The sequence below is a fragment of the Flavobacterium ginsengiterrae genome, from assembly GCF_039539785.1.
GTDB classification, from domain to species: domain Bacteria; phylum Bacteroidota; class Bacteroidia; order Flavobacteriales; family Flavobacteriaceae; genus Flavobacterium; species Flavobacterium ginsengiterrae.
The window spans coordinates 1450075-1475931 of the sequence record NZ_BAABDU010000003.1; the positions used below are offsets into that span (position 1 = coordinate 1450075).

Genomic DNA, 25857 nt, shown 5'->3' on the forward strand with positions numbered 1-25857 from the left:
ACATGTTGCTCCGTTGGAGCTTATTTCATTGTGATTGTGTATGCTATAAATATTAGGCTCTGCCGGAGCTTGGATTAACTATATTGATTAATAAACTGCTGTACAACTGCATCTGTATTTTCATGACGTTTCTTTTTCTCTAGAACAACCGGCGGAGCGGCTCTTTCCAGACAATTTTCGACAGCACAGGTTTCACAGGTAACGCCGACAATTCGTTTTACCAAAGGTTTTTCATCAATAAATTTGAATTTCTTTTTCATGGTAGAATTAATCAAAATTCCAACCGAAATACTTCTGACAACATTGTCAGCAAAAGGATCTTTTGTCGCCGATGAAAAAACCAAATATTCGTTACCACTGTTGGCATAACTTGAGATTTGCGCATCAAAAAAATGGGGTTTATTTTGTCTAATGGCTTCATCAATGGTTTTTACCGAAACCCATCTTCTGCAATAATGTTCGTTGGTTTCGTTGGCGTGGGGTTCCTGCTGATGTGTAATGTGTAGCTCTTTATTTATCTGATAAAAATCAGAACCAATTCGGTGTGACAATCTCAGAAAGAAAAGGTTTTTCAGCTGAAAATCTTTTGGTAATAAATTGGTCAATCGCTGGTAAAAAGATTCGGGCGAAACTTCAAAACTTTCAATTAAAGAAACAAATTCTTCCGGTTTTGGATTTTCGTTTTCCAAAAAAAGATTGATTTTATCTACAACCATTTTTCTTGGTAGAAGTAAAGCACCAGCAAAATAAGAAGCGTAAAAATTGTTCAAAACCTGATCGAAATTTTCAAACTTTATCCAGCTGAAAGTCAGTAAACGATCGGATATTTTGAGGTAATTATAAGCGATTTCTTTAGCCAAGATAAAAGCTTTCTGAGGATCATCCAATTCAGTCGAAAGCAGTAAAGTTTTGCTTTTTGGAACATAAATGGAACGCAGATCTTCTAAAGCTTCCTGATCTTTAAAAACAATTTCTTCAATTTTATAATCGTATTCTTCTTTGAGAATCGCTTCCAATTCTTCAACGCTGATTTTCGAATCTAAATTAATTTGAAAGGATTTCGAAAATGCAATTACTTTTTCTTCTAAATCTTCAAAATAATTGCTGTGCGCTTCCTGATACGAACGTAACGCAGCAAGAAAAAAACTTTCACGGCTGAGATTATAATGCTGTGCAATTTCGATTATCGTACTGATAAAAGCATTGACCTTCGCTGGAGCATTCGCAATAATATCTATTAAATCCGCTTCCTGAATTCCGAAAAGCTCTAACGGAATCTCCTTTAAAATTCCTGATTTTAAAATTTCGCCAATCGGAGCGAGATTATTATCCAGTTTTAAAGACACCATTTGGTCATAAGGAACGTCCAAATGTTCACATAAAAGCAAAATTTTATCTGTTTTGGGGTATTTTTTTCCTTTTTCAATCTCGTTTAAGTATGATTTTGAAAGATTGGTCAGTTTCGCTAAACCAAAAAGAGAGAGGTTCTTTTGAGTTCGAACCTGCTTCATTTTTAGCCCAAAAATCAGCTTTATATAGTCTTTTTCGATATCCATAAATCAAATGTAAAAAATATAAAAATAATCGCCAAAAAAATATTTTTTAAATTTAGCGAACGTTCGCTTGTTTTGTAAAAAACTTTTTTATAACATTGTGTCGTTGAAACTTGCTAATTATGAGTTAGTTGTGATTTAGTGATTTTCTACAAAAACAAAATGTCAAAGTGAGATTCTCTTTGATGATTTAAATAATTAAAATCTGCAGCTATGAAAAACCAATTAGAGATTACTGAAGTGGCTTTAGAAATTCTGGCCGACAAAAAGCTTGCTTATCCAAAAATCTGGACAGAAGAAGCAACTGCTTTTATTATCGAATTGCATAAAAAATTCGATTCGCAGCGAAAATTGTTATTGTTACAACGCGAACAAAAACAAATTGCTTTTGATAACGGAGTCATGCCGACTTTTATTCCAGAAACTAAAAGCGTCAGAGAAGGAAATTGGACGGCTGGGGAAATTCCGAAAGATTTACTAGACAGAAGAGTAGAAATTACTGGACCAGTTGACCGCAAAATGATTATCAATGCTTTGAATTCGGGAGCCAAAACTTTTATGGCCGATTTTGAAGACAGCACTTCGCCAACCTGGCAAAATTTAATGGACGGACAAGTGAATTTAATCGATGCGGTAAACAAAACCATTACGTATACCGATTTGGTAAAACAGAAATCCTATCATTTAAATGAAAAAATCGCTGTTTTGATTGTTCGTCCGCGAGGTTTGCATTTACCGGAAAAGCACATTTTAATTGAAGGAAAAGAAGCTTCAGGATCTTTGATCGATTTTGGTTTGTACGTTTTTCACAATCACAAAAGACTGCTTGAAAATAATTCAGGACCGTATTTCTACATTCCGAAATTAGAACATTATCTGGAAGCACGCTGGTGGAACAATGTAATTGATTTCACGGAAGATTATTTGAAACTAAAAAGAGGGACGATAAAAGTGACAGTTTTGATTGAAACCATTACGGCAAGTTTTCAATTAGATGAAATCATTTACGAATTAAAAGAACATATAGTTGGCTTAAACTGCGGGCGTTGGGATTATATTTTCTCTTATATTAAAAAGTTTAGAAAAAATCCAAAATTCATTGTTCCAGATCGTGATCAGGTAACTATGACTTCGCCTTTTATGAATGCGTATTCCAATTTGGTAATTCAAAGATGTCATAAAAGAGGAATTCACGCAATTGGTGGCATGGCAGCGCAGATTCCTATTAGGAATAATGAAGAAGCCAATGCTATTGCTTTCGCAAAAGTTAAAACCGATAAAGAACGCGAAGTTAGAAACGGACACGACGGAACCTGGGTAGCGCATCCGGATTTGGTTTCGATTGTAAAACAAATTTTTGATGCTGGAATGCCAACGCCAAACCAAATTCATATTAAAAGAGAACATCGAAAAATTACTGAAGAAGATTTAATTGAACCACCAATTGGATTAATTACAGAAAACGGCGTTCGAAAAAATATCAATGTAGCGGTTTTGTATCTGGCTTCTTGGCTTAACGGACAAGGCGCTGCAGCGCTTCATAATTTGATGGAAGATGCAGCAACAGCAGAAATTTCAAGATCGCAACTGTGGCAATGGCTTCAGAATAAAGTGGTTTTGGATAATGGGCGAAAATTAGATTTGGCTTATTATCACGAATTGGCTTTAGATGAATTTCAAAAAATCAAAACTGAATTAGGAGAAGAAAAACACGAAGAACAGCAGTTTTCTTTAGCCGAAAAAGTTTTGGAAAGACTAGTTGTAAACGTCGATTTTGTTGACTTTTTGACGATTCCGTGTTACAAATATTTATAAAGCAATTGGAGTTCCTTCAAGGTTTTCGAATCCTTGTAGGTATAATTCCATCCTGTTACAAACACCTGCAAGGTTTCGAAAACCTTGCAGGAAAGCATAAAAGGCAGAAACACTATTACTTACTAACCACTCTTAACTATAAAATTTATGAAAACAACAGAAGACAGAATTCAGGAATTGATTAACGATTGGATTACGAACCCGAGATGGAAAGGCGTTGAGCGTCCTTACACTGCTGCAGAAGTAGTTACGCTTCAAGGTTCGTATCAAATTGAGCATTCTATTGCCAAAATAGGAGCGCAGAAATTATGGAGAAAGTTAAAAAGTCAGGATTATGTTGCCGGGTTGGGCGCTTTAACTGGAAATCAGGCGATTCAGGAAGTCGATGCTGGTTTAGAAGCGATTTATTTGAGTGGATGGCAGGTTGCAGCCGATGCGAATCTGGCGGGAGAAATGTATCCGGATCAATCGCTTTATCCAGTAAACAGCGTTCCTATGGTGGTGAAGAAAATTAATAATGCATTATTACGAGCTGATCAGATTCAGACCGTTAATAATATTGAAGATAAAAAAGATTATTTGGTTCCGATTGTGGCTGATGCTGAAGCTGGTTTTGGCGGAAATTTAAATGCTTTCGAATTAATGAAATCGATGATTGAAGCCGGAGCTTCTGGAGTTCACTTTGAAGATCAATTAAGTTCTGCTAAAAAATGCGGACATCTAGGCGGAAAAGTTTTGGTTCCAACACAAGAGGCAATTAATAAATTGATTGCTGCAAGATTGGCATCTGATGTTATGGGAGTTCCAACCTTAATTGTTGCCAGAACCGATGCCGACGCAGCTAATTTATTAACCAGCGACGCCGATCCGAGAGACCGAAAATTTATAACAGGCGAAAAAACAAGCGAAGGTTTCTTCTACGTAAAAAATGGAATTGAGCAGGGAATTGCCCGTGGCTTAAGCTACGCCCCATACGCTGATTTGATTTGGATGGAAACCAGCAATCCGGATTTGGATTATGCGAGAAAATTTGCAAAAGCAATGAAAAAAGAATTCCCGGATAAAATGCTGGCATACAATTGTTCGCCTTCGTTTAATTGGGCTGCAAAATTATCAGTTGCTGAAATGGAAACGTTCAGAGAAGATTTAGCAGCAATGGGTTATGCTTTCCAATTCATCACTTTAGCAGGTTTCCATGCTTTGAATACAAGTATGTTCGAATTGTCTAAAGCGTATAAAGAGCGAGGAATGGCGGGTTATTCTGAATTGCAGGAAAGAGAATTTGCGTTACAAAAAACTGGATTCAGAGCTGTAAAACATCAGGCTTTTGTGGGAACTTCTTATTTCGACGCCGTTCAAAATACGGTTATGCTTGGAAAATCAGCCATAACAGCAATGGAACATTCTACAGAGGTCGAGCAATTTTAATTCACAAAAAAACGGTTCAACCATTGAACCGTTTTTTATTTTGAACCATTAAGAGATTAAGAAAATTAAGTTTCTGCCTTAATGAAGCTAATTAAGTTTCTATTCTTAATGAATCTTAATTTCTTAATGGTTTAAATTTACTTTTTTAAAAGTCTAGCTTTCATTTTACTGAAAAATTCAGGTGTTACACCAATAAAAGAAGCGATTTGTTTTTGAGGAACTTTGTGCACCAACGTTCCGTATTTTTTTGTGAATTTTTCAAAACGTTCCTCCGCAGGTAAACTTAAGTTATCCATTAATCTTTGCTGATTGGCAACTAATGAATTTTCAATCAAAATCCTGAAAAAACGTTCAAGTTTTGGAATTTCAAGATATAATTGCTCCTGATTTTCTTTTGATATTGAAAGTACTTCTGCTTCTTCTAAAACTTCAATAAAAAGATTGCCTGGTTTTTGCGAAAAAAAGCTGTACATGTCGCTCATCCACCAGCCTTCACAGGCAAAAGAAAGGACATGTTCTACAATATTATCGTTAATGTTAAAGCTTCTTAAAATCCCTGAATTTACAAAATAGGAGTATTTGCAAACTTCGCCGGCATTTAATAAAATGGTCTTGGCTTTGTATGTATTCGTTTCAAATTTAGATAAAAAAAGTGTCTGTTCTTCTGGAGTCAGCGAAACGTGTTTGGCAATGTTTTTAAGAATTAATGCCATTATTTTTTCTCGTCAATTAAAGTGAATGATGTCGCTTTAAAACGATTTCCTTTTATTTCTCCGGTTACTAAAGCTTTGCTGATGGCATTGCAAAATCCTTTTTCTGAATGTGCATCACCATGATCGTGAATGGTTGTTCCGTCAACAAAATAACTTTTTCCGTCAATGCGAACAGCTAAATCACAGCTTTTGCCTTTCATCCCAAATTGGCATTCTCCACAAGAAGCTTCTACGACGGTTGGTTTATCAAATTTCTTTTTGTCTTGCGCGTTTACAGCGATTCCGATAAATAGAAATGCTGCTAATATTAGATTTTTCATAATTAAGAATTTACAGTTATTAATTTTGCGGTTGCTTTTGCTCGTTCTGTTACTTCTTCAATTGGCGTATTTAAAGAATCAGAACTTAAAACAACGCCCATTCTGCGATACGGTCTCGAAGTGGGTTTTCCAAAAATTCTGAAATCAGTTTTTGGTAAAGCGGCTACTTTTTCGATTCCTGTAAAAGTTGGATTTATTGAATCTTCAGATGCTAAAATTACGGCGCTTGCTCCGGCTTTTTCTAAAGTAATTTCGAAAATTGGAAGACTTAAAATCGCTCGTAAATGCAATTCGAATTCGTTGAAATTTTGTGTTCCTGCTAAAGTTACCATTCCTGTATCATGCGGACGCGGCGAAAGTTCAGAGAAATAAACACCATCATCAGCTAGGAAAAATTCAACGCCAAAAAGTCCTGCACCGCCAAGCGCTTCGGTAATTTTTTCGGCCATATCTTGCGCTTCATACAAATCTTTTTCTGAAACCAAAGCAGGCTGCCAGCTTTCCTGATAATCACCTCTTTCTTGTCTGTGACCAATTGGTGCACAAAACAAAGTTGGATTATTATTTTGAGTAATCGTTAAAAGCGTAATTTCTGAATTAAAGTTAACAAATGCTTCTACAATAACTTCAATAACATCGCCACGTGAACCTGCAACGGCATATTCCCAGGCTTTCAAAATATCTTCCTGCGATTTAATTGTCGATTGCCCTTTTCCTGAAGAAGACATTAAAGGTTTTACCACACACGGAATTCCAACTTCTTGAACGGCTTTTTGTAATTCTTCAGCAGAAGTAGCGTATTGATATTTGGCAGTTTTTAGTCCTAATTCTTTTGAAGCTAAATCACGAATGGCTTTACGATTCATGGTAAAGTTTGCCGCTTTCGCTGAAGGAACAACTGTAATGCCTTGTTTTTCGTAATCGTAAAAACGTTCGGTGCGAATGGCTTCTATTTCGGGAACGATGAAATCTGGTTTGTGTTTGGCTACAATTTTGTCTAAAGCTTCGCCGTCGAGCATGTTAATCACTTCAAATCCGTGTGCGACTTGCATGGCTGGTGCATTTTCGTAACTGTCAACTGCGATTATGGTTTGTCCGATTCGTTGTGCGGCGATAGTGAATTCTTTGCCTAATTCGCCTGAACCTAGGAGTAGTATTTTCATTTTGAAGTGTTGTATAAATGGAGTAGTAAAAGTAACGAAAAATGTTTTTAACCGCAAAGTTCAATTTGCATGTTTGAATGTAGAGATGCACTGCAGTGCGTCTACGCTATCTAAATTTAACCGCAAAGTTCGCAAAGATTTACGCAAGGTTCGCGAAGTTTTTGTTTTTAAGTTGAGAAGGAGCGCAAAGGATTTCTCGCAGATTTTGCAGATTTATTTAGCGTCAAATTATTTTGTTAGATTAAATAACCACAAAGTCTGTCATTTCGACGAAGGAGAAATCTCCACGAGTAGCTCGACAAAGATTGGTTTATCGGAACGGAGTTACTTGCGGAGATTTCTCCTTCGTCGAAATGACAAGATTGTGGAAATACCAGAATAAAAAAAGGTTCGCAAAGATTAAAAAAACTTTGCGAACCTTGCGTAAATCTTAGCACTCTTTGCGGTTAAGCAGTATTAATGATATTGATCTTCTTCAATCTCAAATTCGGCATCTTTTTCCCAGATTTCCATTTCGCAGGGTTTGCAGTTGAATTTTAGTTTGTATTCTAACTCGCCTTGCTTTAAAACCAATGGCTCTTTTACTTTAACGCCCACGATATCTTTTTGGTGAATTGGGCATTTTTTTAATTCGTATTTGATGCAATATTTTGTGGTCATTACACGAGATTTTCCTGGATCCCATTGTAATTCGAATGCTTTTTCGATTTCGGTAACACCGTGGCGTTCGTAGAATTTACGAGCCGTTTTGTTTGAAACGTTGTACATAAAATCCAGTTTGGTTTCCGGATAAGGATGTGACGTTTTTACCAATTGGTGTTCTTCGCGTTTGTAATTTGCCAAACGGATTTCTGATAACTGATCGAAAACATTTCTTCTCATTTCATTGATTTTTGAAATAGGAAGGAACCAGTTTTGCGAAAATACAACATCAATTTCATCGGCGCTGTAAGGTGTAAAACCTGTTTTTGCTAATTGTGTTTTGATATTTTCTGCGATAGATTCGCCAGTTTTCGTTTGTTCTTTAGCGTGTTCTAAAGTTACTGTGCTTACGTTTCCGTCTTCGTCGGTTGCGATTAATTCGAAACCTTTTTCGTTTTCGGTAAATAATAAAGTCGTTCCGATTTTACGGATCGCGCTGTCTTCTCTTTCAACAATTTTAATGAAAGCGACATCGTTGTTACGGTAAATAAAAGTTCCGTCTTTGATTTCTTTTAAAACGTTTGGATAAACTTTTCCGTTTTCGGCTTTGTTTACATAAATTCCGTCGGCTTCGTTTTGTTCGTTGATGAAACAAAGTCCGTCGCCGTTGTTTAGTAATTCACCGTTTTCGATTTCGTAAGCGTCTCCAATAGTTCGGATCAATTTACCAATATATTGTCCCTTCGATTTTGGACTTTCCCAAGAACCAATGCTAGCGTGTCTTTCGTTTACGAAATAATCCGTATAACCACGGTTGAAAGTTCGGTTTAAAGTAGAATCAAAAGTATAAGTACATTTTCCAGAAGAAGCTTTAGTGTATTTATCGCTTCCTTCTAAATAACTGTCTAATTTCTGACGAAGATATGATACGTTGTTTTTTACGTAAGCAACATCTTTAAGACGGCCTTCGATTTTGAAAGAAACAATTCCAGCTTCAATCAAATTTGGAATCTGATCTGAAACGTCTAAATCCTTAATAGAAAGTAAGTGGCTGTTTCTGATTAAAGTATCTCCGTTTCCGTCGATTAAGTTGTATGGTAAACGACAGTTTTGAGCACAAGAACCACGGTTGGCACTACGTTCTCCGTTTGCCACACTCATATAACAGTTTCCACTAAAAGAAACACAAAGTGCCCCGGTTACGAAGAATTCTAGTTCAACATCGGCTTCGTCGTAGATTGTTTTAATTTGATGCAAGTTTAGTTCACGTGCTAAAACCACACGTTTAATTCCGGCATCTTTTAAGAATTTAATTTTATCGGCATCACGGTTATTGGCTTGTGTGCTGGCATGAAGTACGATAGGAGGTAAGTCCATTTCCATAATCGCCATATCCTGAATAATCAAGGCGTCAACACCAATGCCATATAATTCCCAAATCATCGCACGGCAAGTTTCTAATTCGTTGTCGTACAAAATGGTATTCATTACTACAAAAACCTGAGCGTTAAATAAGTGTGCATATTTTACCAATGCCGCAACATCTTCAATTGAGTTGTTGGCATTTGAGCGCGCTCCAAATTGTGGTGCACCAATATAAACTGCATCGGCACCACTGTTTATGGCAGCCATACCGCCAATTAAATCTCTAGCTGGTGCTAATATTTCAATTTTCTTCTTCATTTCTAAAACTTTAGCCTTTTGTGGTATTCACGGAAAAAAGTGTGCAAAGGTCTAATAAATTATTTGAGTTTGCTAGAGATGAAGCGATTTTTTTGAAATTGTTAACTTAATATAGAATGAATTAAACTTATTTCTAGTGAACAAATTTTAGTCTAATGCGATTATATAAAAATAAAAAACCACTCAACCCGAAAGTTAAAGTGGTTTTCAAAAAAAAGCATGAACCAATCGATTAGTTTGCTCTCATTTTTATTTGCGATAAAGTATTTTGAATACTGTTCAGCTGTTTAGAAACAATAGAAGTCTGACTGTATTCTAAATGGTTTTCTTCAAGAGCTTTTTTGTATTTTTCAATAGCAGCTTCTTCTCCTGTAACGCAGGCATTGATAATTGCTTCAGTATCACCGCCTGTAAATGATGATTTAATATCAATCCAGGTTCTGTGAAGTGCTCCAAGTGGTCCTCCGCCAGAAGTGTCTGTAGATTTTCCTAATTTGTTGATTTCGTCTTGTAGTTCAACAATAAATAAAGCTCGTTCGCGCGCATATTCCAGAAAATCGGTTTTCATTGCTGGATTTTCTACATGTTCTGCCGCGTTAGTATATCCTAGTTTTCCATCCTCAAGAATTGAAATTAATCCTTCTAAAGTTTTAACTGCTTCTTTTGTGGTTTCGTCTGTATGTGTCATGACATATAATTTTTTGAAATTAATATATTACAAAGTTTGTAATTTATAGAAAGCTTTGTTTTACAGGATTATAGTTCATGTTTTACAATATTGTAGAATGGGAATTTTGAAAGTATAATTTAAGTTTCAAACAATTTTATATTCTTTTAAATGTATCGTCTCGTTAATGTGGGCGTGTCCCTTCGGCCGGGCTATCCGTTTCAAGTCCTCGCTCTTCCTTCGTCAGGCTGTGGGCTTTCCACTTCTATCCCTCACGCAAAATTGGAAATGTGTAACCAGAAATACAATTGTGTCGTCAACGTCAGAATCAATCATTAATCAATCAAAACATGAAACCAATTTTAAAATTCTTAATTATTGTGCTTTTGGATTTTCAGAATGTATTTTTTCAAAACTTAGAAGCTAAAATAGATAGTTTGATTCCTGCAAAATTTAAATCTGAAAATCCGGGTGGTGCATTCTTAGTTGTAAAAAAAGGAAAAGTCTTGTATAGAAAAGCTTTTGGAATGGCCGATTTGGAATTGAATATAAAAATGAAACCAGAATTTGTTTTTGAAATTGGATCAATGACCAAACAGTTTACAGCGATTTCTGTTTTAATTCTAGCCGAAAAGGGAAAATTAAAATTAGACGACGAAATCACCAAATTCATTCCTGATTATCCAACAAACGGAAACAATATTACAATACATCATTTATTGACACATACTTCGGGAATTAAAGATTTTACGAGTATGAAAGCGATTAAAAATATTGCCAGAGAAGATTTATCGCCAAAAGAATTGGTCGATTTTTTTAAAAACGAGCCAATAGATTTTAAACCCGGAGAACAGTATAAATATTGTAATTCCGGTTACGTGCTTTTGGGATATATTATTGAAATAGTTTCGGGCGAGAGTTATAAGGATTTTATAACAAAAAATATTTTTAAGAAAGCCGGAATGGAAAATACGTTTTATGCCAGTCACGATAGAATTATAAAAAACAGAGTTTCTGGATATCGCGACAAAAATGGTTTGGTGAATGCAAATTATATCAGTTTTGCTATTCCATATGCTTCGGGATCGATAATGTCGAATGTAGATGATTTAGCAAAATGGCAGCACGCTCTCGATACCAATATAATTTTAGGAAAAACTTTTACTCAAATGGCTTTTACCAATTATCAATTAAGCAACGGTACTTATATAGATTACGGATACGGCTGGCATTTAGAAAAATTAAAAAATAAAACAGTCCGCGAGCATGGAGGCAGTATTTTCGGGTTTAATTCGATGGGGGTTTATGTACCGGAGGAAGAAATTTATGTTGTAGGTTTGAGTAATTGTGAGTGTAATTCTCCAACTGCGCTTGTAAAAGATATTGCTTTGCAGTTAATGGAATAAACGAAAAAAGGGTGTTTAAAAACACCCTTTTTTACTATATCATGCAAAATAATTAAGCTGTAAGAGCTTCTTTAATTCTGCGTAAAGCTTCTTTTAAAATATCGTTGCTTGTTGCGTAAGAGAAACGAATACAGTTAGGATTTCCAAAAGCGTCTCCTGTTACAGTTGCTACATTTGCTTCTGCTAAAAGATACATCGAAACATCATTTGCATCCTTAATTTCGTGTCCTTTTAAAGTTTTTCCAAAGAAAGAAGAAACGTCTGGGAATACATAGAAAGCTCCTTCTGGAACGTTGATTTTCACGCCAGGAATTTCTTTTAATAATCCAACCACTAAATCTCTGCGTCCGTGGAAAGCCTGAACCATTTCGTTAAGAACGCTTGGATCTGCATCTACAGCTGTAATAGTAGCTCTTTGCGCAACAGAATTTGCGCCAGAAGTTACTTGTCCCTGAATTTTTGTACATGCTTTTGCGATAAATTCCGGAGCTCCGATGTAACCAATTCTGTATCCTGTCATTGCGAATGCTTTTGCAACTCCGTTTACAGTGATTGTTTTTTCTAACATTCCCGGGATAGAACCAATACTGCAGAAAGTTCCAGAGAAATTAATGTGCTCATAGATTTCGTCTGCAACTACGTAAATATTTGGGTGTTTTTCTAAAACTTTAGCTAAAGCTGTTAATTCTTCTCTGCTGTAAACAGATCCTGATGGATTACATGGAGAAGAGAACCACATCATTTTTGTTTTTGGCGTGATTGCAGCTTCTAATTGTTCAGGAGTAATTTTAAAATCTGTTTCTACTGAAGTTGGAACTTCAACTGGAACACCTCCAGAAAGTTTTACGATTTCGAAATAAGAAACCCAGTATGGTGCTGGTAAAATTACCTCGTCACCATCGTTTAACATTACTTGTGCAATGTTGTATAAAGATTGTTTTGCTCCTGTAGAAACTACGATTTGAGATGGTTTGTAATCTAAATCATTGTCTCTCTTGAATTTTCTGCAGATAGCTTCTTTTAAATCTTGGTATCCATCAACAGGAGAATATGTACTGTAGTTGTCGTCGATTGCCTTTTTAGCTGCTTCTTTAATAAAATCTGGTGTATTAAAGTCAGGCTCGCCTAAACTTAAACTGATAATGTCTTTTCCTTGTGCTTTTAATTCACGTGCTAAAGCCGCCATCGCTAATGTTTGTGATGTCGCTAAGTTGTTGATTCTGTCCGAAAGAATATGATTCATTATAAAATTTTTGAATGTCCTTAAATTTGCTGTGTTGTTTAAGGAAGGTTAATTATTAATAGATTTTTTTTAGTTTCTAGACTGATAATTCTGGTTTCATACCCAAATCACGTAAATGCTTAAAGTGAGCAATAACGGCACTTCGCATTGTTTTGTATTCGTAATATGGCAGGTTGCATTCCTTTGCAGTTTCTTTTACGATTTTTGCAATTTTACCATAATGAATATGACTGATATTTGGAAAAATATGGTGTTCGATCTGGTGGTTTAATCCGCCTGTGTACCAATTTACAATAGCATTTTTAGGAGCAAAGTTTGTTGTAGTATACAATTGGTGAACTGCCCAAGTATTGTCCATTTCGCCCAATTCATTTGGAGTTGGGTTTTCAGTATGGTCTACAACGTGCGCTAATTGAAAAACAACGCTTAAGATTAGTCCTGCAGTGTAGTGCATTACAAAAAATCCTAAAAGCACTTTCCACCAGGTAATTCCAATTGCCATTGGTAATACAATCCAGATAGAAATGTAAATCATTTTTGTAATAACTAAAGTTGTCCAAAGAATTTTTGGGCTTTTTGGTTCTCCGTAAGATAATTTTCTTTTTAGGTAATTGCGCATCTGTTTGAAATCAGTTGTCAACGCCCAGTTAAAAGTCAGCAATCCGTATAAGAAAACGGAGTAATAGTGTTGAAAACGGTGAAAACGATGCCATTCTGCATGTTCTGTAAAACGAATGATTCTTCCGGCATCAAGATCTTCATCATGCCCCGGAATGTTAGTATATGTATGGTGAAGAACATTATGCTGTACCTGCCAGTTGTAAACATTTCCTGCCAGTACATAAATTGTACCTCCCATAAATTTATTAATCCAGTTTTTAGTTGAATAAGAACCGTGGTTTCCGTCGTGCATAACGTTCATTCCAACTCCGGCCATTCCAATCCCAATTACGATTGATAAAAGCAGCATAACCCAAAACGGCATATCAAGCGTAAGGATCAAAAAATAAGGAGTTAAAAAAACAGCAAACAGAATAACAGCCTTTAAGTGTAACTGCCAATTTCCGGTTTTTTTGATATTATTTTCCTTGAAATAATTGTTTACTCGAGAGTTAAGAGTTCTAAAGAACTTCAAATTGTCTTGCCTGGCAAATGTCGGAGCAGTGTTATTCATAATTAATTTAAATAGTTTTCAAAGGTAATTATTATAAATTTTCAATTTGCAAAATTGAGTTAAATATTTCAATCGTAAAGTAGTACTTTTGTTAAAAATTTACAGCAATGGATGAGATATTGAAATATTTTCCCAATTTGAGCGATCTTCAAATTGAACAATTTCAAAAATTAGACTTTTTATACCACGATTGGAATGAAAAAATCAATGTTATTTCGCGTAAAGACATTGATTCATTATATACAAAACACATTTTGCATTCATTAGGGATCGCAAAAATTATGAAATTCGAACCAGGAACTACAGTTTTAGATGTTGGAACAGGCGGCGGTTTTCCGGGAATTCCGTTAGCAATTCTTTTTCCTGAAACTCGTTTTTATTTAATTGATGTTATTGCAAAAAAAATAAAAGTAGTTCAGGGTGTTGCAGATGCATTAGAATTAAAGAACGTAAAAGCAGAACAAAAACGTGCCGAACTGGTAAAAGGCGATTTCGACTTTATTGTAAGCCGTGCCGTAACCAATATGCCTGATTTTGTTTCTTGGATTAAGGATAAAATCAAAAAACAGCACAAACACAAGCTTAAAAATGGAATTCTGTATTTAAAAGGCGGTGATTTAGCCGAAGAACTAAAAGATTTTCCAAGTGCCACATTATATGATCTTGCAGATTATTTTGAAGATGAATTTTTTGAAACCAAAAAGGTAGTTCATCTTCCTTTAAAGTTTAAGCCTTAAAACGTCATAAAAACAGATAACCCGAAAAGAACTTCTTTTCGGGTTATTTTTTGAATTGTAATTAACAATAAGACTTCTTTGTTATTGAAAAATCATAGTCTCCAATTCATTTTTTATAAATAACAGAGGAATAATTTGGAGGGCTTTTACTAAGGTCTTCTTCTGATACAGAACCTTCTTCTTTCCACCAATATTCTTGATAACGCTGTGGATTTTTATACTCAAATATGGATATAATACCTAATAATGAACAAGGTGTATCTGCCATAAAATCCCATCCATTTTTTTCGGCACAATATGTTTCTGTTTTTTTATCATACCAAAGGTTGTATCCCTTGTTTGTAATAATGTTAAAAACTGTATTGTGTACATTTGAATATTCTGATAGTGCAGGCATAAATGTTCTGATTTTTAATTGACATTTCAACCTCGAATAAAGTTTTTACTTTTATCATATGGTTCTGATTCAACTAAACTTTCATAATTTTTATCTTCATTTTCAAAGGGCGCGGGCATCCATTTATCTTTAATTATTTCATAGCATTTTGCCCGATAGTTATATAAAGAAATAATTTCTGTAATTTCTTTTTGAAAATTTTTGTCTTCATACCACATGCTACCGCATTCACCACATCCAAAGAAACTAGAAGGTTTATCCTCAATTAAGTCTACCCAGCCTGCACAATGACTAACAGGACAACGATATGGTGAAGTTTTGTTATTTAAATTTTGCATTTTTGTTTTTATTGATTGTAAAATTTGGCCGAGCACTCAAGAAGAATACTCGACCAATATTAAATTTTTATTGAGTAGATCTGCAATTTAAGATGCTTTTCTAGAAAAATCTAAAAAAGGATTTGCTTTTACGTCCAGATTATCAATAAAATTATGAATCGCGTTTTCTGATGCTTCAACGCTGTATTTGAATTCAGGATCAAAGAAAAATTCACGGCAGATAACAGGCTCGTGTGATGAGTCATAAACATCTTCATCGCTTTCGTCAAGTTCCATGTTATTGTAAGAACAAGGATATAAACGAGTTAGTTCGATTACAGTACTGTTAAACCATTTATCAAATATTTTCTTTTTAGGAGTTATATGGCGTGCCAATAGAACTAATCCAATAAGTTCATTCTGTAAAAAATAAGAACCTTTTCGATATCTTACATCAATCATTCTAACATTCATTAAAGCAATCCATATTGCGCCATTAACAGATCCTGAAGCAGAAAGATCAAAATTAGTGTCAAATAATAAAGGATTGGTCTGCTCACGATTACTAATAGAGCACCAAAGTGCTTCCAATCGTTTTTGAGTATCGTTAGTTGTCTGGCTGTATCCTGTAAAACGCCAGTTTACCCATTCTAAAAGTGCTGCGGTTAAACCCATGCAGCCTTTATGATTAATCTGCATTAAAATATCTTCTAATTCTTCGTTTCCTACCAGCGGATCTAAAAGTTGATCTATTTTCTTTTTTGTCCATTTAAAATCTATAGCATGTCCAATACTTTTTGCCTCTGAAATTACTTTAGGCACATTGTTTAAATTTCTCATAACTTATATTTTTTTCTAGGTTACTTTTGTAATTTTATATTGGGCAAAATTAGAGCGATGGATTTTCTTTTTTTGGAGGTAGAAGTTTTAAAAATAACAGAATAAGCTTTTTATGATGCTTATTGTGTTGATTATAAATTAATTGGAAAGAAAAGTATTACAATTTTTTAGATATGTATGAATTTTATAAATTCCCTAATACTTTTATAGATTTTGATCTATAAAATTTTTTAGATGAATGAAAAGAAAAAGCCGGAATTTCAATTTGAAATTCCGGCTTTTTATAAATATGATATCTGAATTTAAATTCAGATTATTATCCTAAAAACGGGTATCTGTAATCTTCTGGAGTTACAAAAGTTTCTTTAATAGTTCTTGGAGAAGCCCAGCGTAATAAGTTCAATGCAGAACCTGCTTTATCGTTAGTTCCAGAAGCTCTTGCACCACCAAATGGTTGCATACCTACAACTGCTCCGGTTGGTTTATCATTGATATAGAAGTTACCAGCTGCGTTTTGTAATTTAGTAGTGGCTACTTCAATTGCATAACGATCCTGGCTGAAAACAGCTCCGGTTAAAGCATACTCAGAAGTTGTGTCAACTAATTCAAGAGTTTCTTCCCATTTAGCATCTTCATAAACATAAAGTGTGATAACTGGTCCAAATAACTCAGTTTCCATTGTAGTATATTTTGGATTTGTAGTTACAATAACCGTTGGCTCAATAAAATAACCTACAGATTTATCATAATTTCCTCCAACGATGATTTCAGCATCAGCATCCTTTTTCGCCTGATCGATATAACTAGCTAATTTGTCAAAAGAACCTTCGTGAATAACCGCTGTAATAAAGTTTCCGAAATCTTCCGGAGAACCCATTTTCATCGATTTTACATCAGCAATTAACTGCTCTTTTACAGCAGGCCATAAACTTTGAGGAATATAAGCTCTAGAAGCTGCAGAACATTTTTGTCCCTGGAATTCAAATGCACCACGAGTAATACCTGTAACTACTTGTTTTACGTTTGCACTTGGGTGAGCGATGATAAAATCTTTACCTCCGGTTTCACCAACGATTCTTGGATACGTTTTGTAATTGTGAATATTTGCTCCAATTTTAGCCCAGATATCTTTAAATACATGAGTTGATCCTGTAAAGTGAATACCAGCAAAATCACGGCTTGCTAATACAGTATCTGTAATCATTAAAGCATCACCAAAAACTACGTTAATAACACCGTCCGGAACTCCAGCTTCTTTGAAAACATCGATAATGATTTTTGCAGAAAATACCTGACTGTCGCTTGGTTTCCAAACCACAACATTACCCATCATAGCTGCACTTGCAGGAAGGTTTGCCGCGATAGCTGTAAAGTTAAATGGAGTAATAGCGTAAACAAAACCTTCTAATGGTCTGTATTCAACACGGTTCCAAACTGTAGAATCTGATTTTGGCTGATCGTTGTAGATTTGAGTCATGAACTCAACATTGTAACGTAAAAAGTCGATTAATTCGCAAGAAGAATCGATTTCTGCCTGATGAATATTTTTAGACTGACCAATCATTGTAGCGGCGTTAATACGAGCTCTGTATGGTCCTGCAATAAGTTCAGCGGCTTTTAAGAAAATAGCAGCACGCTGTTCCCATGCCATGTTTGCCCATTTTGTTCTTGCTTCAAGAGCATTGGCAATTGCTTTTTCAATATGTTGTTTTTCAGCTAAATGATATTTACCAACAACGTGCTGGTGATCATGAGGAGCTGTAATATTTTTTGTGTTTCCAGTTTTGATTTCTTCACTTCCAATATATAAAGGAACGTCAATTTGAGAGTTCCACATTGTAGTGTAAGCTGCCTGAACAGCTGCTTTTTCTGGGGAGTTCGGTGCGTAGCTTTTTACAGGCTCGTTTACCGCTTTTGGTACATGAAAGAATCCTTTTAACATGGGATAAATTATTTTAAAATTTACGAATTGTTTAATTTTTTACAAAAGTACAAATGATAATTTGATTATATCACAATACAATATTAAAAAGTTGTAATTTAATAAACTAATCTAGCGAAGTTGTAAAATGAATGCTTTTATAAAGCTTTAAATTTGAGTTACTTCTCGAAAGAATGTCTTAATTGTATTACTATGAAAATACCACTTTTAGCTTTTAATGACAAAGGTATTTACTGCCAGCAGGCCGATGTTTATCTTGACCCGTGGAGACCGGTAAAAAATGCCATAATTACGCACGGACATTCAGATCACGCACGCTGGGGACATCAAAATTATATTACGCATCATTCTAACATTCCCATAATCCGCCATAGATTAGGAGAAATAAATGTTACCGGAAAAGAATGGGGAGAAACTTTTGTAATCAACAATGTGAAATTTTCGCTTCATCCTGCCGGACATATTATTGGGAGTTCGCAGATCAGGGTAGAACATAAAGGTGAAGTCTGGGTTTTTACCGGAGATTACAAAACCGAAGACGACGGAATTTCAACTCCATACGAAACGGTAAAATGCCACACTTTTATAACCGAATGTACTTTTGGACTTCCGGCTTTTAACTGGACACCGCAGGCTGAGGTTATCTCTGAAATCAATAATTGGTGGGCAGAAAATAAAGCCGAAGGAAGAACTTCTATATTATTTGGTTATTCACTTGGAAAAGCACAACGGCTTTTAAAATATCTCGATACCGATATTGGCAAAATCTACACACACGGCGCCATCGAAAACATGACAAATGTTTTACGCCCGATGGTATATTTTCCGCCGACCGAATTAATAACACGAGAAACCAAAAGGGAAGCTCTTTTAGGAAATATAGTTCTCGCGCCTCCAAGTGCTCACGGAAGTATTTGGATTAGAAAAATGACACCTTTTGTTACCGGAGCAGCGAGCGGATGGATGGCTTTTCGAGGTGCCCGACGAAGACGTGCCATCGACAAAGGTTTTGTGTTAAGCGACCACTGCGACTGGCATTCTTTATTAGGAAGTATAAAAGCAACGGGAGCTGAAAAGGTAATCTGTACACATGGTTATACTGATATTTTTGCCAAATATTTAAGAGAATTGGGTTATGACGCCAGAACCGAAAAAACGCAATACGAAGGAGAAACCGCCGAAATGGAAAAATCCGAAATCGATCAGGAAACGCCTATTGTTTCTGAATAATTAAAAAAGCAGATGAAAAATTTTGCCCAACTCATAAAAACACTCGACAGTTCCAATAAAACAAATGTCAAAGTCGATGCGCTAACGGCTTATTTTAAAAATGCATCGCCTGAGGATAAAGTATGGACTATTGCTATTCTTTCGCACCGACGTCCGCCAAGACCTGTAAATACCACTTTACTGCGTCTTTGGGCAAATGAACTGGCGAATATTCCGTTGTGGCTTTTTGAAGAAAGTTATCATATTGTAGGCGATCTGGCCGAAACCATTGCTTTGATTATTCCCACAACAAACGAACATTCAGATAAAAGTTTAACCGAATTTCTTCAGGAAATAATCGCTTTAAAGAGAAAAACCGATTCTGAGAAAAAAGAATATCTCCAGGAAAATTGGAAAGCACTTAATTATTACGAACGTTTTGTTTTTACTAAACTAATAACCGGAAGTTTCAGAATCGGCGTAAGCCAAAAATTAATGACACGAGCATTATCGAAGGCAGAAGAAGTTGATGAAGATGCTTTGGCTTACAAATTAATGGGAAACTGGAACCCAAAGACCATTACATTTCAGGAATTGATTCTCGATGAAAAAAGTTCAGATTATCTTTCAAAACCCTATCCGTTTTATCTTGCTTATCCCATTGAAGGCGAAATTGAAGATTTAGGAAATCCGGAAGACTGGTCAATTGAACATAAATGGGACGGCATTCGTTCGCAGACTATTATTCGGGATAATGAAATTTATGTCTGGTCAAGAGGCGAGGAGCTGGTTACTGATAAATATCCGGAATTTCAGGCCTTTGTTGGATTAATTCCAAACGGAACTGTGATTGATGCCGAAATTTTAGCTTTTCCATCTAATCAAATTGGAACATTTAATGATTTGCAGGCTCGAATTGGACGAAAAACCATATCGGCAAATCTGCTCGAAAAAGTGCCGGTAATTTTAAAAGCGTATGATATTTTAGAATGGGAAGGGCAGGATGTACGCAATCTTCCTTACAGCGAAAGAAGAGCTTTACTCGAAGATTTATACGAAGATATTAAAGATCTTAATACGCCTTTAAGGCTTTCAGAAAGAGTTTCGTTAAAAACTTGGGAAGATGTTAGAAACGAAAGAGAACGAGCCCGAGAAATGAAAAGCGAAGGTTTGATGTTAAAACGAAATACATCGCCCTATCAGGTAGGAAGAAAAAAAGGCGACTGGTGGAAATGGAAAATAGAACCTTTAACAATCGACGCTGTTTTAACCTATGCCATGCGCGGTCACGGACGAAGATCAAACTTATTTACGGATTATACTTTTGCACTTTGGCAGACCAATGAAAATGGAGAAAAAGAACTCGTAACATTTGCAAAAGCCTATTCTGGCTTAACCGATGCCGAGTTTAGAAAAGTGGATGATTTTATAAAAAAGAACACTTTAGAGCGTTTTGGCCCTGTGAGAAGTGTCACGCCTAAATTAGTTTTTGAAATTGGATTTGAAGGAATTTCACTTTCCAAAAGACATAAAAGTGGTGTAGCCACACGATTTCCCAGAATTTTAAGATGGAGACACGACAAGAAAATAGAAGACGCCAATTCTATTGAAGATTTGAAAAATATGATTTTTTAAAAAGTAACAAAGTAACAGAGTGACAAAGTAACAGAGTTTCAAGGAAAAACTTTAAGAAACAGCCTTATACTTTGTCACTCTGTTACTTTGTTAGTTTGAACCTTAAGAAAAAAAATGAACAGAGAAGAACTATATACAATTGCCGAAAATTGGTTTAAAAGTCAGGGTTGGAAATCTTTTCCTTTTCAAAACCAAACCTGGACCGCTTTTCTGCAGGGTAAAAACGGATTATTAAACGCGCCGACAGGAAGCGGAAAAACCTATGCGTTGTGGTTTCCGGTAGTTCTTGATTACATTAAAAAAAATCCCGATTATAAAACAAAACATAAATCCGGATTAAAAGCGATCTGGATTACGCCCCTGCGTTCGCTTTCGGTAGAAATCAAACAAGCTGCAGAGCGTATTATCGAAGATCTGGATTTACAATTAACAGTTGGAATACGTTCCGGCGATACTTCGCAAAGCGAAAGGGCGAAACAAAAAAACAAAATGCCGGATTTACTAATTACAACACCAGAAAGTCTTCATTTGCTTTTAGCTGCCAAAAACTATCCTAAAACTTTTGCTGACTGCGGTGCGATTATAGTCGATGAATGGCACGAATTATTAGGAACCAAACGTGGTGTACAAATGGAATTGGCACTTTCACGTCTTAAAACCATTGCGCCCAAAATGCGTATCTGGGGAATTTCTGCAACCATTGGCAACCTCGAATTAGCACAGCAGGTTTTGTTAGGGCCGGATTCAGAAGCGTATCAAAATTCGGTTTTAATAAAAGCACACATCAATAAAAAAATAAAAATAGAATCGATTCTTCCTGAAAAAATGGAAACTTATCCGTGGCGTGGACATATGGGACTGCATTTGATTGATGAGGTAGCAAAAATCGTCAGAAAAAGTAAAACGACTTTAATTTTTACCAATGTCCGTTCTGCTTGTGAAATCTGGTATCAGGCGATTTTAGAAAAATACCCTGAATTTGCTGGCGAAATGGCGATGCATCACGGAAGTATAAGCCGAGAAATCCGGCTTTGGGTAGAAAGTGCTATTCGACATGAAGAATTAAAAGTAGTGGTCTGTACTTCAAGTTTAGATCTTGGTGTTGATTTTGCGCCTGTAGAAACCATTATTCAAATTGGCGGGCCAAAAGGTGTTGCACGTTTTCTGCAAAGAGCCGGAAGAAGCGGACATCAGCCTGGAAAAGAAAGTGTAATTTATTTTCTGGCAACACACGCGATGGAATTAATTGAAGCTTCGGCATTAAAAAAAGCAGTTGCTAAAACCGTTGTCGAAGACCGAATGCCGTATTTAAACAGCTGGGATGTTTTGGTGCAGTACTTAAATACGCTGGCGGTTTCTGATGGATTTTTCCCGAATGAAATTTTTGAAGAAGTAAAAACGACTTTCTGTTATCAAAATATAACCAAAGAAAACTGGAACTGGATTCTCAATTTTATTACCAACGGAAGCCAGAGTTTACAAGCTTATGACGAATTTAAAAAAGTTGAAATTGAAGAAGACGGGCGTTTTAAAATCAACAGTCGTTTTATAGCCATGCATCACCGCATGCAGATGGGAACTATTGTAGGTGATGCGGTTTTGAATGTGAAATTTTTAGGCGGCGGATTCATTGGAACAATCGAAGAATGGTTTGCTTCAAAATTACAACGAGGTGATGTTTTTACTTTTGCAGGAAGAAGACTCGAATTGTTTCAGATAAAAAATATGCAGGTTCTGGTTCGCAAAGCCGATCCAAAGAAAACATCAAAAACCGTGAGCTGGATGGGCGGGCGCATGACATTATCGGCACAAATGAGTGAATTATTAAGAGAAGAATTGTACGCGGCCAATACCGAAAATTTATCTCCGGAATTAAAAGCATTAAAGCCTATTTTTGACAGACAGCGGAAAGAAAGCATTGTTCCCGACAGTGATGAGTTTTTAATTGAAACTTTTAAAACCAGAGAAGGTTTTCATGCTATTTTTTATCCCTTTGAAGGCCGTTATGTTCACGAAGCGCTGGCAAGTTTGCTTTCGTACAGAATAAGTCTTCTGTCACCCATTACTTTTTCGCTGGCATACAATGATTATGGGTTTGAATTGCTTTCGGATCAGGAAATCGATATGCAGGCTGTTTTTGATAATGATTTGTTTACAACAGCTTACGTGCATTATGATTTGCAAAAAAGCTTAAATGCAACCGAAATGGCGCGAAGAAAATTTAGGGATATTGCTGTAATTGCCGGTTTGGTTTTTACAGGAATGCCCGGAAAACCGGTTAAAACAAAACATTTGCAAAGTGGTTCGCAATTAATTTTTGAAGTTTTTAGAGATTATGAACCAGATAATTTATTATTGCAGCAGGCTTTTACAGAAACATTCGAACATCAGCTGGAAGAAGGACGTTTAATTCAGGCTTTGGAAAGAATCAACAGCCAGAAAATAGTCTGGAAACAATGTTTGAAACCTACACCGTTTAGTTTTCCGATAATTACAGATCGTCTGCGTGAAAAATTATCAAGCGAAACCTTAGAAGAAAGAATCAAAAAAATGACGGCCAGTTACATGAAATAATGCAATATGAATATTAGGATACATAATCAAAATTTTGTCCTGCATCCGTGCGGCGCGGCTTTTTGGGAAGAAAAGAAAATACTCTTAATTTCGGATCTTCACTTGGGCAAAATTGCACATTTTAGAAAACACGGAATGGCAATTCCGGAAAAAGCAGTTCATGAAAATTTTAAACGGTTAAACAACATTCTGCAGTTATTTGATGCCGAAACTATTATTTTTCTGGGAGATTTATTTCACAGTAAAATGAACAACGAATGGGAATTTTTTGCCGACTGGACTAAAACCGTTACACAGCAGCTTATTTTGGTAGAAGGCAATCACGATATTATTTCAAAAAAAAATTATACGGATTTGAATATCGAAATTCATCCTGAAATTATAATCGATGATTTCCTGTTGACACATCATCCGTCGAGAGCAGAAAACTTTTTCAATTTATGCGGACACATTCATCCGGGCATTAAGCTAAAAGGATTAGGAAGGCAGTTCTTGAGTTTGTCTTGTTTTTTTAGAAAACCAGATCAATTGATTTTTCCGGCATTTGGTGAATTCACAGGTAATTTTTATCTGATTCCCGAAGAAAACGACACAGTATATGTACTTGCAAAAGATGAGGTAATCGAAATAAAACGTTGAATTAGTTCAGCGCAAAAGGAGCACACATTCTAAAAGTAGGAACAATTACTTTGAATGTTTTAGTCGTAGTAAAGTTGATCATATTAAAATGACCTTTCATAGCGCCGTAAGGAGATGATAATAAACAGCCAGAGCTGTAAGTATGGTTTTCACCTGGTTTTAAAACCGGTTTTTTACCAATAACACCTTCACCATCAACAATATCTAAATCATTTAGAGAATCAAATATTTCCCAGTGGCGGGAAGTTAACTGAACAGAATCTTTACTATGGTTCTCAATAGTAACCACATAGCTGAATGCAAAGTGAATCTTGTAGTTTTTGAAGTAAGTGCCTTCAAAACTAGTTAAAACCGATATTTTTATGCCTCGTGTAATTTGAGAAACCATACTAACCTAGTAAATCTGTGTGTTATAGGTACAAAGCTACGAAAAAAAATCAGGAAACCTAAAACCTTAACAATGTTTTAATTAACGATATTTACAGAGCTTGCGTTACCTTTTCCAATAACTCTCTGATAACGATCTGTACTTTCTCTGTAATAAACTAAGATTGTATATTCGTTTTCTGTTTGATAAAAATTGCCGTCTACAGCGTTTTCAAGATCAATATTTCCTTTTTTATCAGCAATAGTGTATTGAAAATTGGTAAAGCCTTGTTTGATCATTACAGCCTTTTCATAAACTCCTTTTTCTGAATTATAATCCATTTTATATTCTGGCGAAAGACTATAATTGTTGAACATTCCGGTAATGTAAATGTCTTTGTTAAGTCTGAAAGCTGGTGCCGAAAGCGTAAAATATACCCATGCATAATCAGCTTCGATGCTGTTGTCTGTGCCATTTATATTTTTTACCACAAAATTTCCGTTTACATCCTGATAGTTAGTATAAATCTGATTTCCTCTCGCGGCATTGGTATATAAATAAGCGTTGTAAATATCATTATTAGAACCAATTCGGCCTACATTATTATTAGCGGCACGAATGTCTTTATTCTCAAAATATAAAAATTCATTTCCGCCCCAAAACTGTGTTTCTGAATCGTATTTGTAAATCAATTGATTGCCAATTGTATATTGCGGCGCTATATTTTTAATAGCCGTATTAAAATTTCCGTTTTGAAGTAAAAGTAGTTTTATGTTTTGTGTTGGCGTTTGAAAAGTAATATCATTTGAAGCAATCGTAAATTCCAGATTTTGCTTCGCGTCAATATTGCTCAGGTTTCGGGTTCGTTTTACCTGTGCCGCAACTGTGCAGTGTTCTTCATAAATAATAAATTTTCGGGACAAAACGACTTCTTTATCTTCATTTAAAATTTTCAGGATATAATTTCCTGATAATCGAATCTGAGTTGTAAACTGATTAGGAAAAGGAAGTCTGTAATGAGAATAAACCTGAAGCGTATTAAAAGAATTAGAATAATCCATAATTCGCTGACCGTCAAAGCCTCTTAAGTAATCAGTTTTAGGAATATCTGATGGTTTCCAGTTATAATCGCAATGTGTAATTTCGAAATAATAATTGGCTTCATTACCAAATAAATCATCAAATTGAAATTCAAAAGTTGAATTAAGTTCAAATATCGGAACGACATTATTGCCATTTTGAACAAAAGTTACGGTTTTGATGTTGTAAGGAGGATCGACTTCTTTTTCCTGGGCTTTTGCCAAAGTGAAAATAAAAAGAAAAACTAAGCTTGTATATAAAAATTTCGGCATCTTATTACATTGTAAGATTGTAAATATAAGAATTTTATTAA

Annotated in this window: 22 protein-coding genes; 8 read left to right on the forward strand and 14 right to left on the reverse strand. The window is 35.5% G+C overall.

Going from position 1 to position 25857, the window contains the following annotated elements:
* Window positions 1-74: 74 nt before the first annotated feature.
* Complete coding sequence (locus tag ABD859_RS09185) at window positions 75-1556, reverse strand: helix-turn-helix domain-containing protein (protein WP_345143259.1); 1482 nt, start codon at window positions 1554-1556, stop codon at window positions 75-77.
* A gap of 210 nt (window positions 1557-1766) precedes the next feature.
* Between ABD859_RS09185 and aceB the strand changes: the two genes are divergently transcribed.
* Together aceB and aceA are read left to right on the forward strand one after the other, a co-directional pair.
* Entirely contained in the window at window positions 1767-3368 is a 1602-nt protein-coding gene (aceB, locus tag ABD859_RS09190; protein WP_345143262.1) for a malate synthase A, read from the forward strand.
* Between the two features lie 147 nt (window positions 3369-3515).
* Window positions 3516-4796, forward strand: a complete 1281-nt coding sequence (gene aceA, locus ABD859_RS09195; RefSeq protein WP_345143264.1) for an isocitrate lyase — start codon at window positions 3516-3518, stop codon at window positions 4794-4796.
* A gap of 137 nt (window positions 4797-4933) precedes the next feature.
* Here aceA and ABD859_RS09200 read toward each other — a convergent pair whose 3' ends face one another.
* From ABD859_RS09200 to ABD859_RS09220, 5 genes are all read right to left on the reverse strand, one after another.
* Entirely contained in the window at window positions 4934-5509 is a 576-nt protein-coding gene (locus ABD859_RS09200) for a Crp/Fnr family transcriptional regulator (RefSeq protein WP_345143267.1), read from the reverse strand.
* Window positions 5509-5829 (reverse strand): DUF6370 family protein, encoded by a 321-nt coding sequence (locus ABD859_RS09205; protein WP_345143269.1) that lies wholly within the window; start codon window positions 5827-5829, stop codon window positions 5509-5511. Before ABD859_RS09205 ends, ABD859_RS09200 begins: the two co-directional genes overlap by 1 nt.
* 2 nt (window positions 5830-5831) lie before the next feature.
* On the reverse strand, window positions 5832-6992 hold the full coding sequence (gene purT, locus ABD859_RS09210) for a formate-dependent phosphoribosylglycinamide formyltransferase (protein WP_345143271.1): 1161 nt from the start codon (window positions 6990-6992) through the stop codon (window positions 5832-5834).
* A 456-nt stretch (window positions 6993-7448) separates the two neighbouring features.
* Entirely contained in the window at window positions 7449-9317 is a 1869-nt protein-coding gene (locus tag ABD859_RS09215; protein WP_345143274.1) for a peptidase U32 family protein, read from the reverse strand.
* A 232-nt stretch (window positions 9318-9549) separates the two neighbouring features.
* Window positions 9550-10005, reverse strand: a complete 456-nt coding sequence (locus ABD859_RS09220; RefSeq protein WP_345143276.1) for a ferritin-like domain-containing protein — start codon at window positions 10003-10005, stop codon at window positions 9550-9552.
* A gap of 329 nt (window positions 10006-10334) precedes the next feature.
* Here ABD859_RS09220 and ABD859_RS09225 point away from each other — a divergent pair, with 329 nt between their 5' ends.
* Window positions 10335-11390 carry a serine hydrolase domain-containing protein gene (locus ABD859_RS09225; protein WP_345143279.1) on the forward strand — a complete coding sequence of 352 codons (1056 nt, stop codon included), beginning with the start codon at window positions 10335-10337 and terminating at the stop codon, window positions 11388-11390.
* A 52-nt stretch (window positions 11391-11442) separates the two neighbouring features.
* On the opposite strand, the gene ABD859_RS09230 is transcribed toward ABD859_RS09225, so the two are convergent.
* A complete protein-coding gene (locus ABD859_RS09230; RefSeq protein ID WP_057123704.1) occupies window positions 11443-12633 on the reverse strand; it encodes a pyridoxal phosphate-dependent aminotransferase in 1191 nt (396 codons plus the stop codon).
* 76 nt (window positions 12634-12709) lie between these two features.
* Window positions 12710-13807, reverse strand: coding sequence for a fatty acid desaturase family protein (locus tag ABD859_RS09235; protein WP_345143283.1), 1098 nt, complete (start codon window positions 13805-13807; stop codon window positions 12710-12712).
* Between the two features lie 107 nt (window positions 13808-13914).
* On the opposite strand from ABD859_RS09235, the gene rsmG reads away from it, so the two are divergent.
* Window positions 13915-14544 (forward strand): 16S rRNA (guanine(527)-N(7))-methyltransferase RsmG, encoded by a 630-nt coding sequence (gene rsmG, locus ABD859_RS09240; protein WP_345143286.1) that lies wholly within the window; start codon window positions 13915-13917, stop codon window positions 14542-14544.
* Window positions 14545-14650: 106 nt separating this feature from the next.
* On the opposite strand, the gene ABD859_RS09245 is transcribed toward rsmG, so the two are convergent.
* The 4 genes from ABD859_RS09245 to pruA form a co-directional block, all read right to left on the reverse strand.
* On the reverse strand, window positions 14651-14941 hold the full coding sequence (locus tag ABD859_RS09245; RefSeq protein ID WP_345143289.1) for a hypothetical protein: 291 nt from the start codon (window positions 14939-14941) through the stop codon (window positions 14651-14653).
* Between the two features lie 26 nt (window positions 14942-14967).
* On the reverse strand, window positions 14968-15279 hold the full coding sequence (locus ABD859_RS09250) for a hypothetical protein (RefSeq protein ID WP_345143292.1): 312 nt from the start codon (window positions 15277-15279) through the stop codon (window positions 14968-14970).
* 87 nt (window positions 15280-15366) lie between these two features.
* The gene (locus ABD859_RS09255; protein ID WP_345143295.1) at window positions 15367-16098 is read right to left on the reverse strand and encodes a hypothetical protein; all 732 of its coding nucleotides are present in this window, start codon (window positions 16096-16098) and stop codon (window positions 15367-15369) included.
* Between the two features lie 316 nt (window positions 16099-16414).
* Complete coding sequence (gene pruA, locus ABD859_RS09260) at window positions 16415-18040, reverse strand: L-glutamate gamma-semialdehyde dehydrogenase (RefSeq protein WP_345143298.1); 1626 nt, start codon at window positions 18038-18040, stop codon at window positions 16415-16417.
* 192 nt (window positions 18041-18232) lie between these two features.
* On the opposite strand from pruA, the gene ABD859_RS09265 reads away from it, so the two are divergent.
* The 4 genes from ABD859_RS09265 (at window position 18233) to pdeM (ending at window position 24097) form a co-directional block, all read left to right on the forward strand.
* Window positions 18233-19270: a ligase-associated DNA damage response exonuclease gene (locus tag ABD859_RS09265; protein ID WP_345143301.1), complete on the forward strand. Its 1038-nt coding sequence runs from the start codon at window positions 18233-18235 to the stop codon at window positions 19268-19270.
* Between the two features lie 12 nt (window positions 19271-19282).
* A complete protein-coding gene (locus ABD859_RS09270) occupies window positions 19283-20884 on the forward strand; it encodes an ATP-dependent DNA ligase (RefSeq protein WP_345143304.1) in 1602 nt (533 codons plus the stop codon).
* A 114-nt stretch (window positions 20885-20998) separates the two neighbouring features.
* The gene (locus tag ABD859_RS09275) at window positions 20999-23458 is read left to right on the forward strand and encodes a ligase-associated DNA damage response DEXH box helicase (RefSeq protein WP_345143307.1); all 2460 of its coding nucleotides are present in this window, start codon (window positions 20999-21001) and stop codon (window positions 23456-23458) included.
* 6 nt (window positions 23459-23464) lie between these two features.
* Window positions 23465-24097, forward strand: coding sequence for a ligase-associated DNA damage response endonuclease PdeM (pdeM, locus tag ABD859_RS09280; protein WP_345143310.1), 633 nt, complete (start codon window positions 23465-23467; stop codon window positions 24095-24097).
* A 1-nt stretch (window position 24098) separates the two neighbouring features.
* Here pdeM and apaG read toward each other — a convergent pair whose 3' ends face one another.
* Entirely contained in the window at window positions 24099-24485 is a 387-nt protein-coding gene (gene apaG, locus ABD859_RS09285; RefSeq protein WP_012023834.1) for a Co2+/Mg2+ efflux protein ApaG, read from the reverse strand.
* Window positions 24486-24562: 77 nt separating this feature from the next.
* Window positions 24563-25816: a type IX secretion system plug protein gene (locus ABD859_RS09290; protein ID WP_345143314.1), complete on the reverse strand. Its 1254-nt coding sequence runs from the start codon at window positions 25814-25816 to the stop codon at window positions 24563-24565.
* Window positions 25817-25857 lie beyond the last annotated feature (41 nt).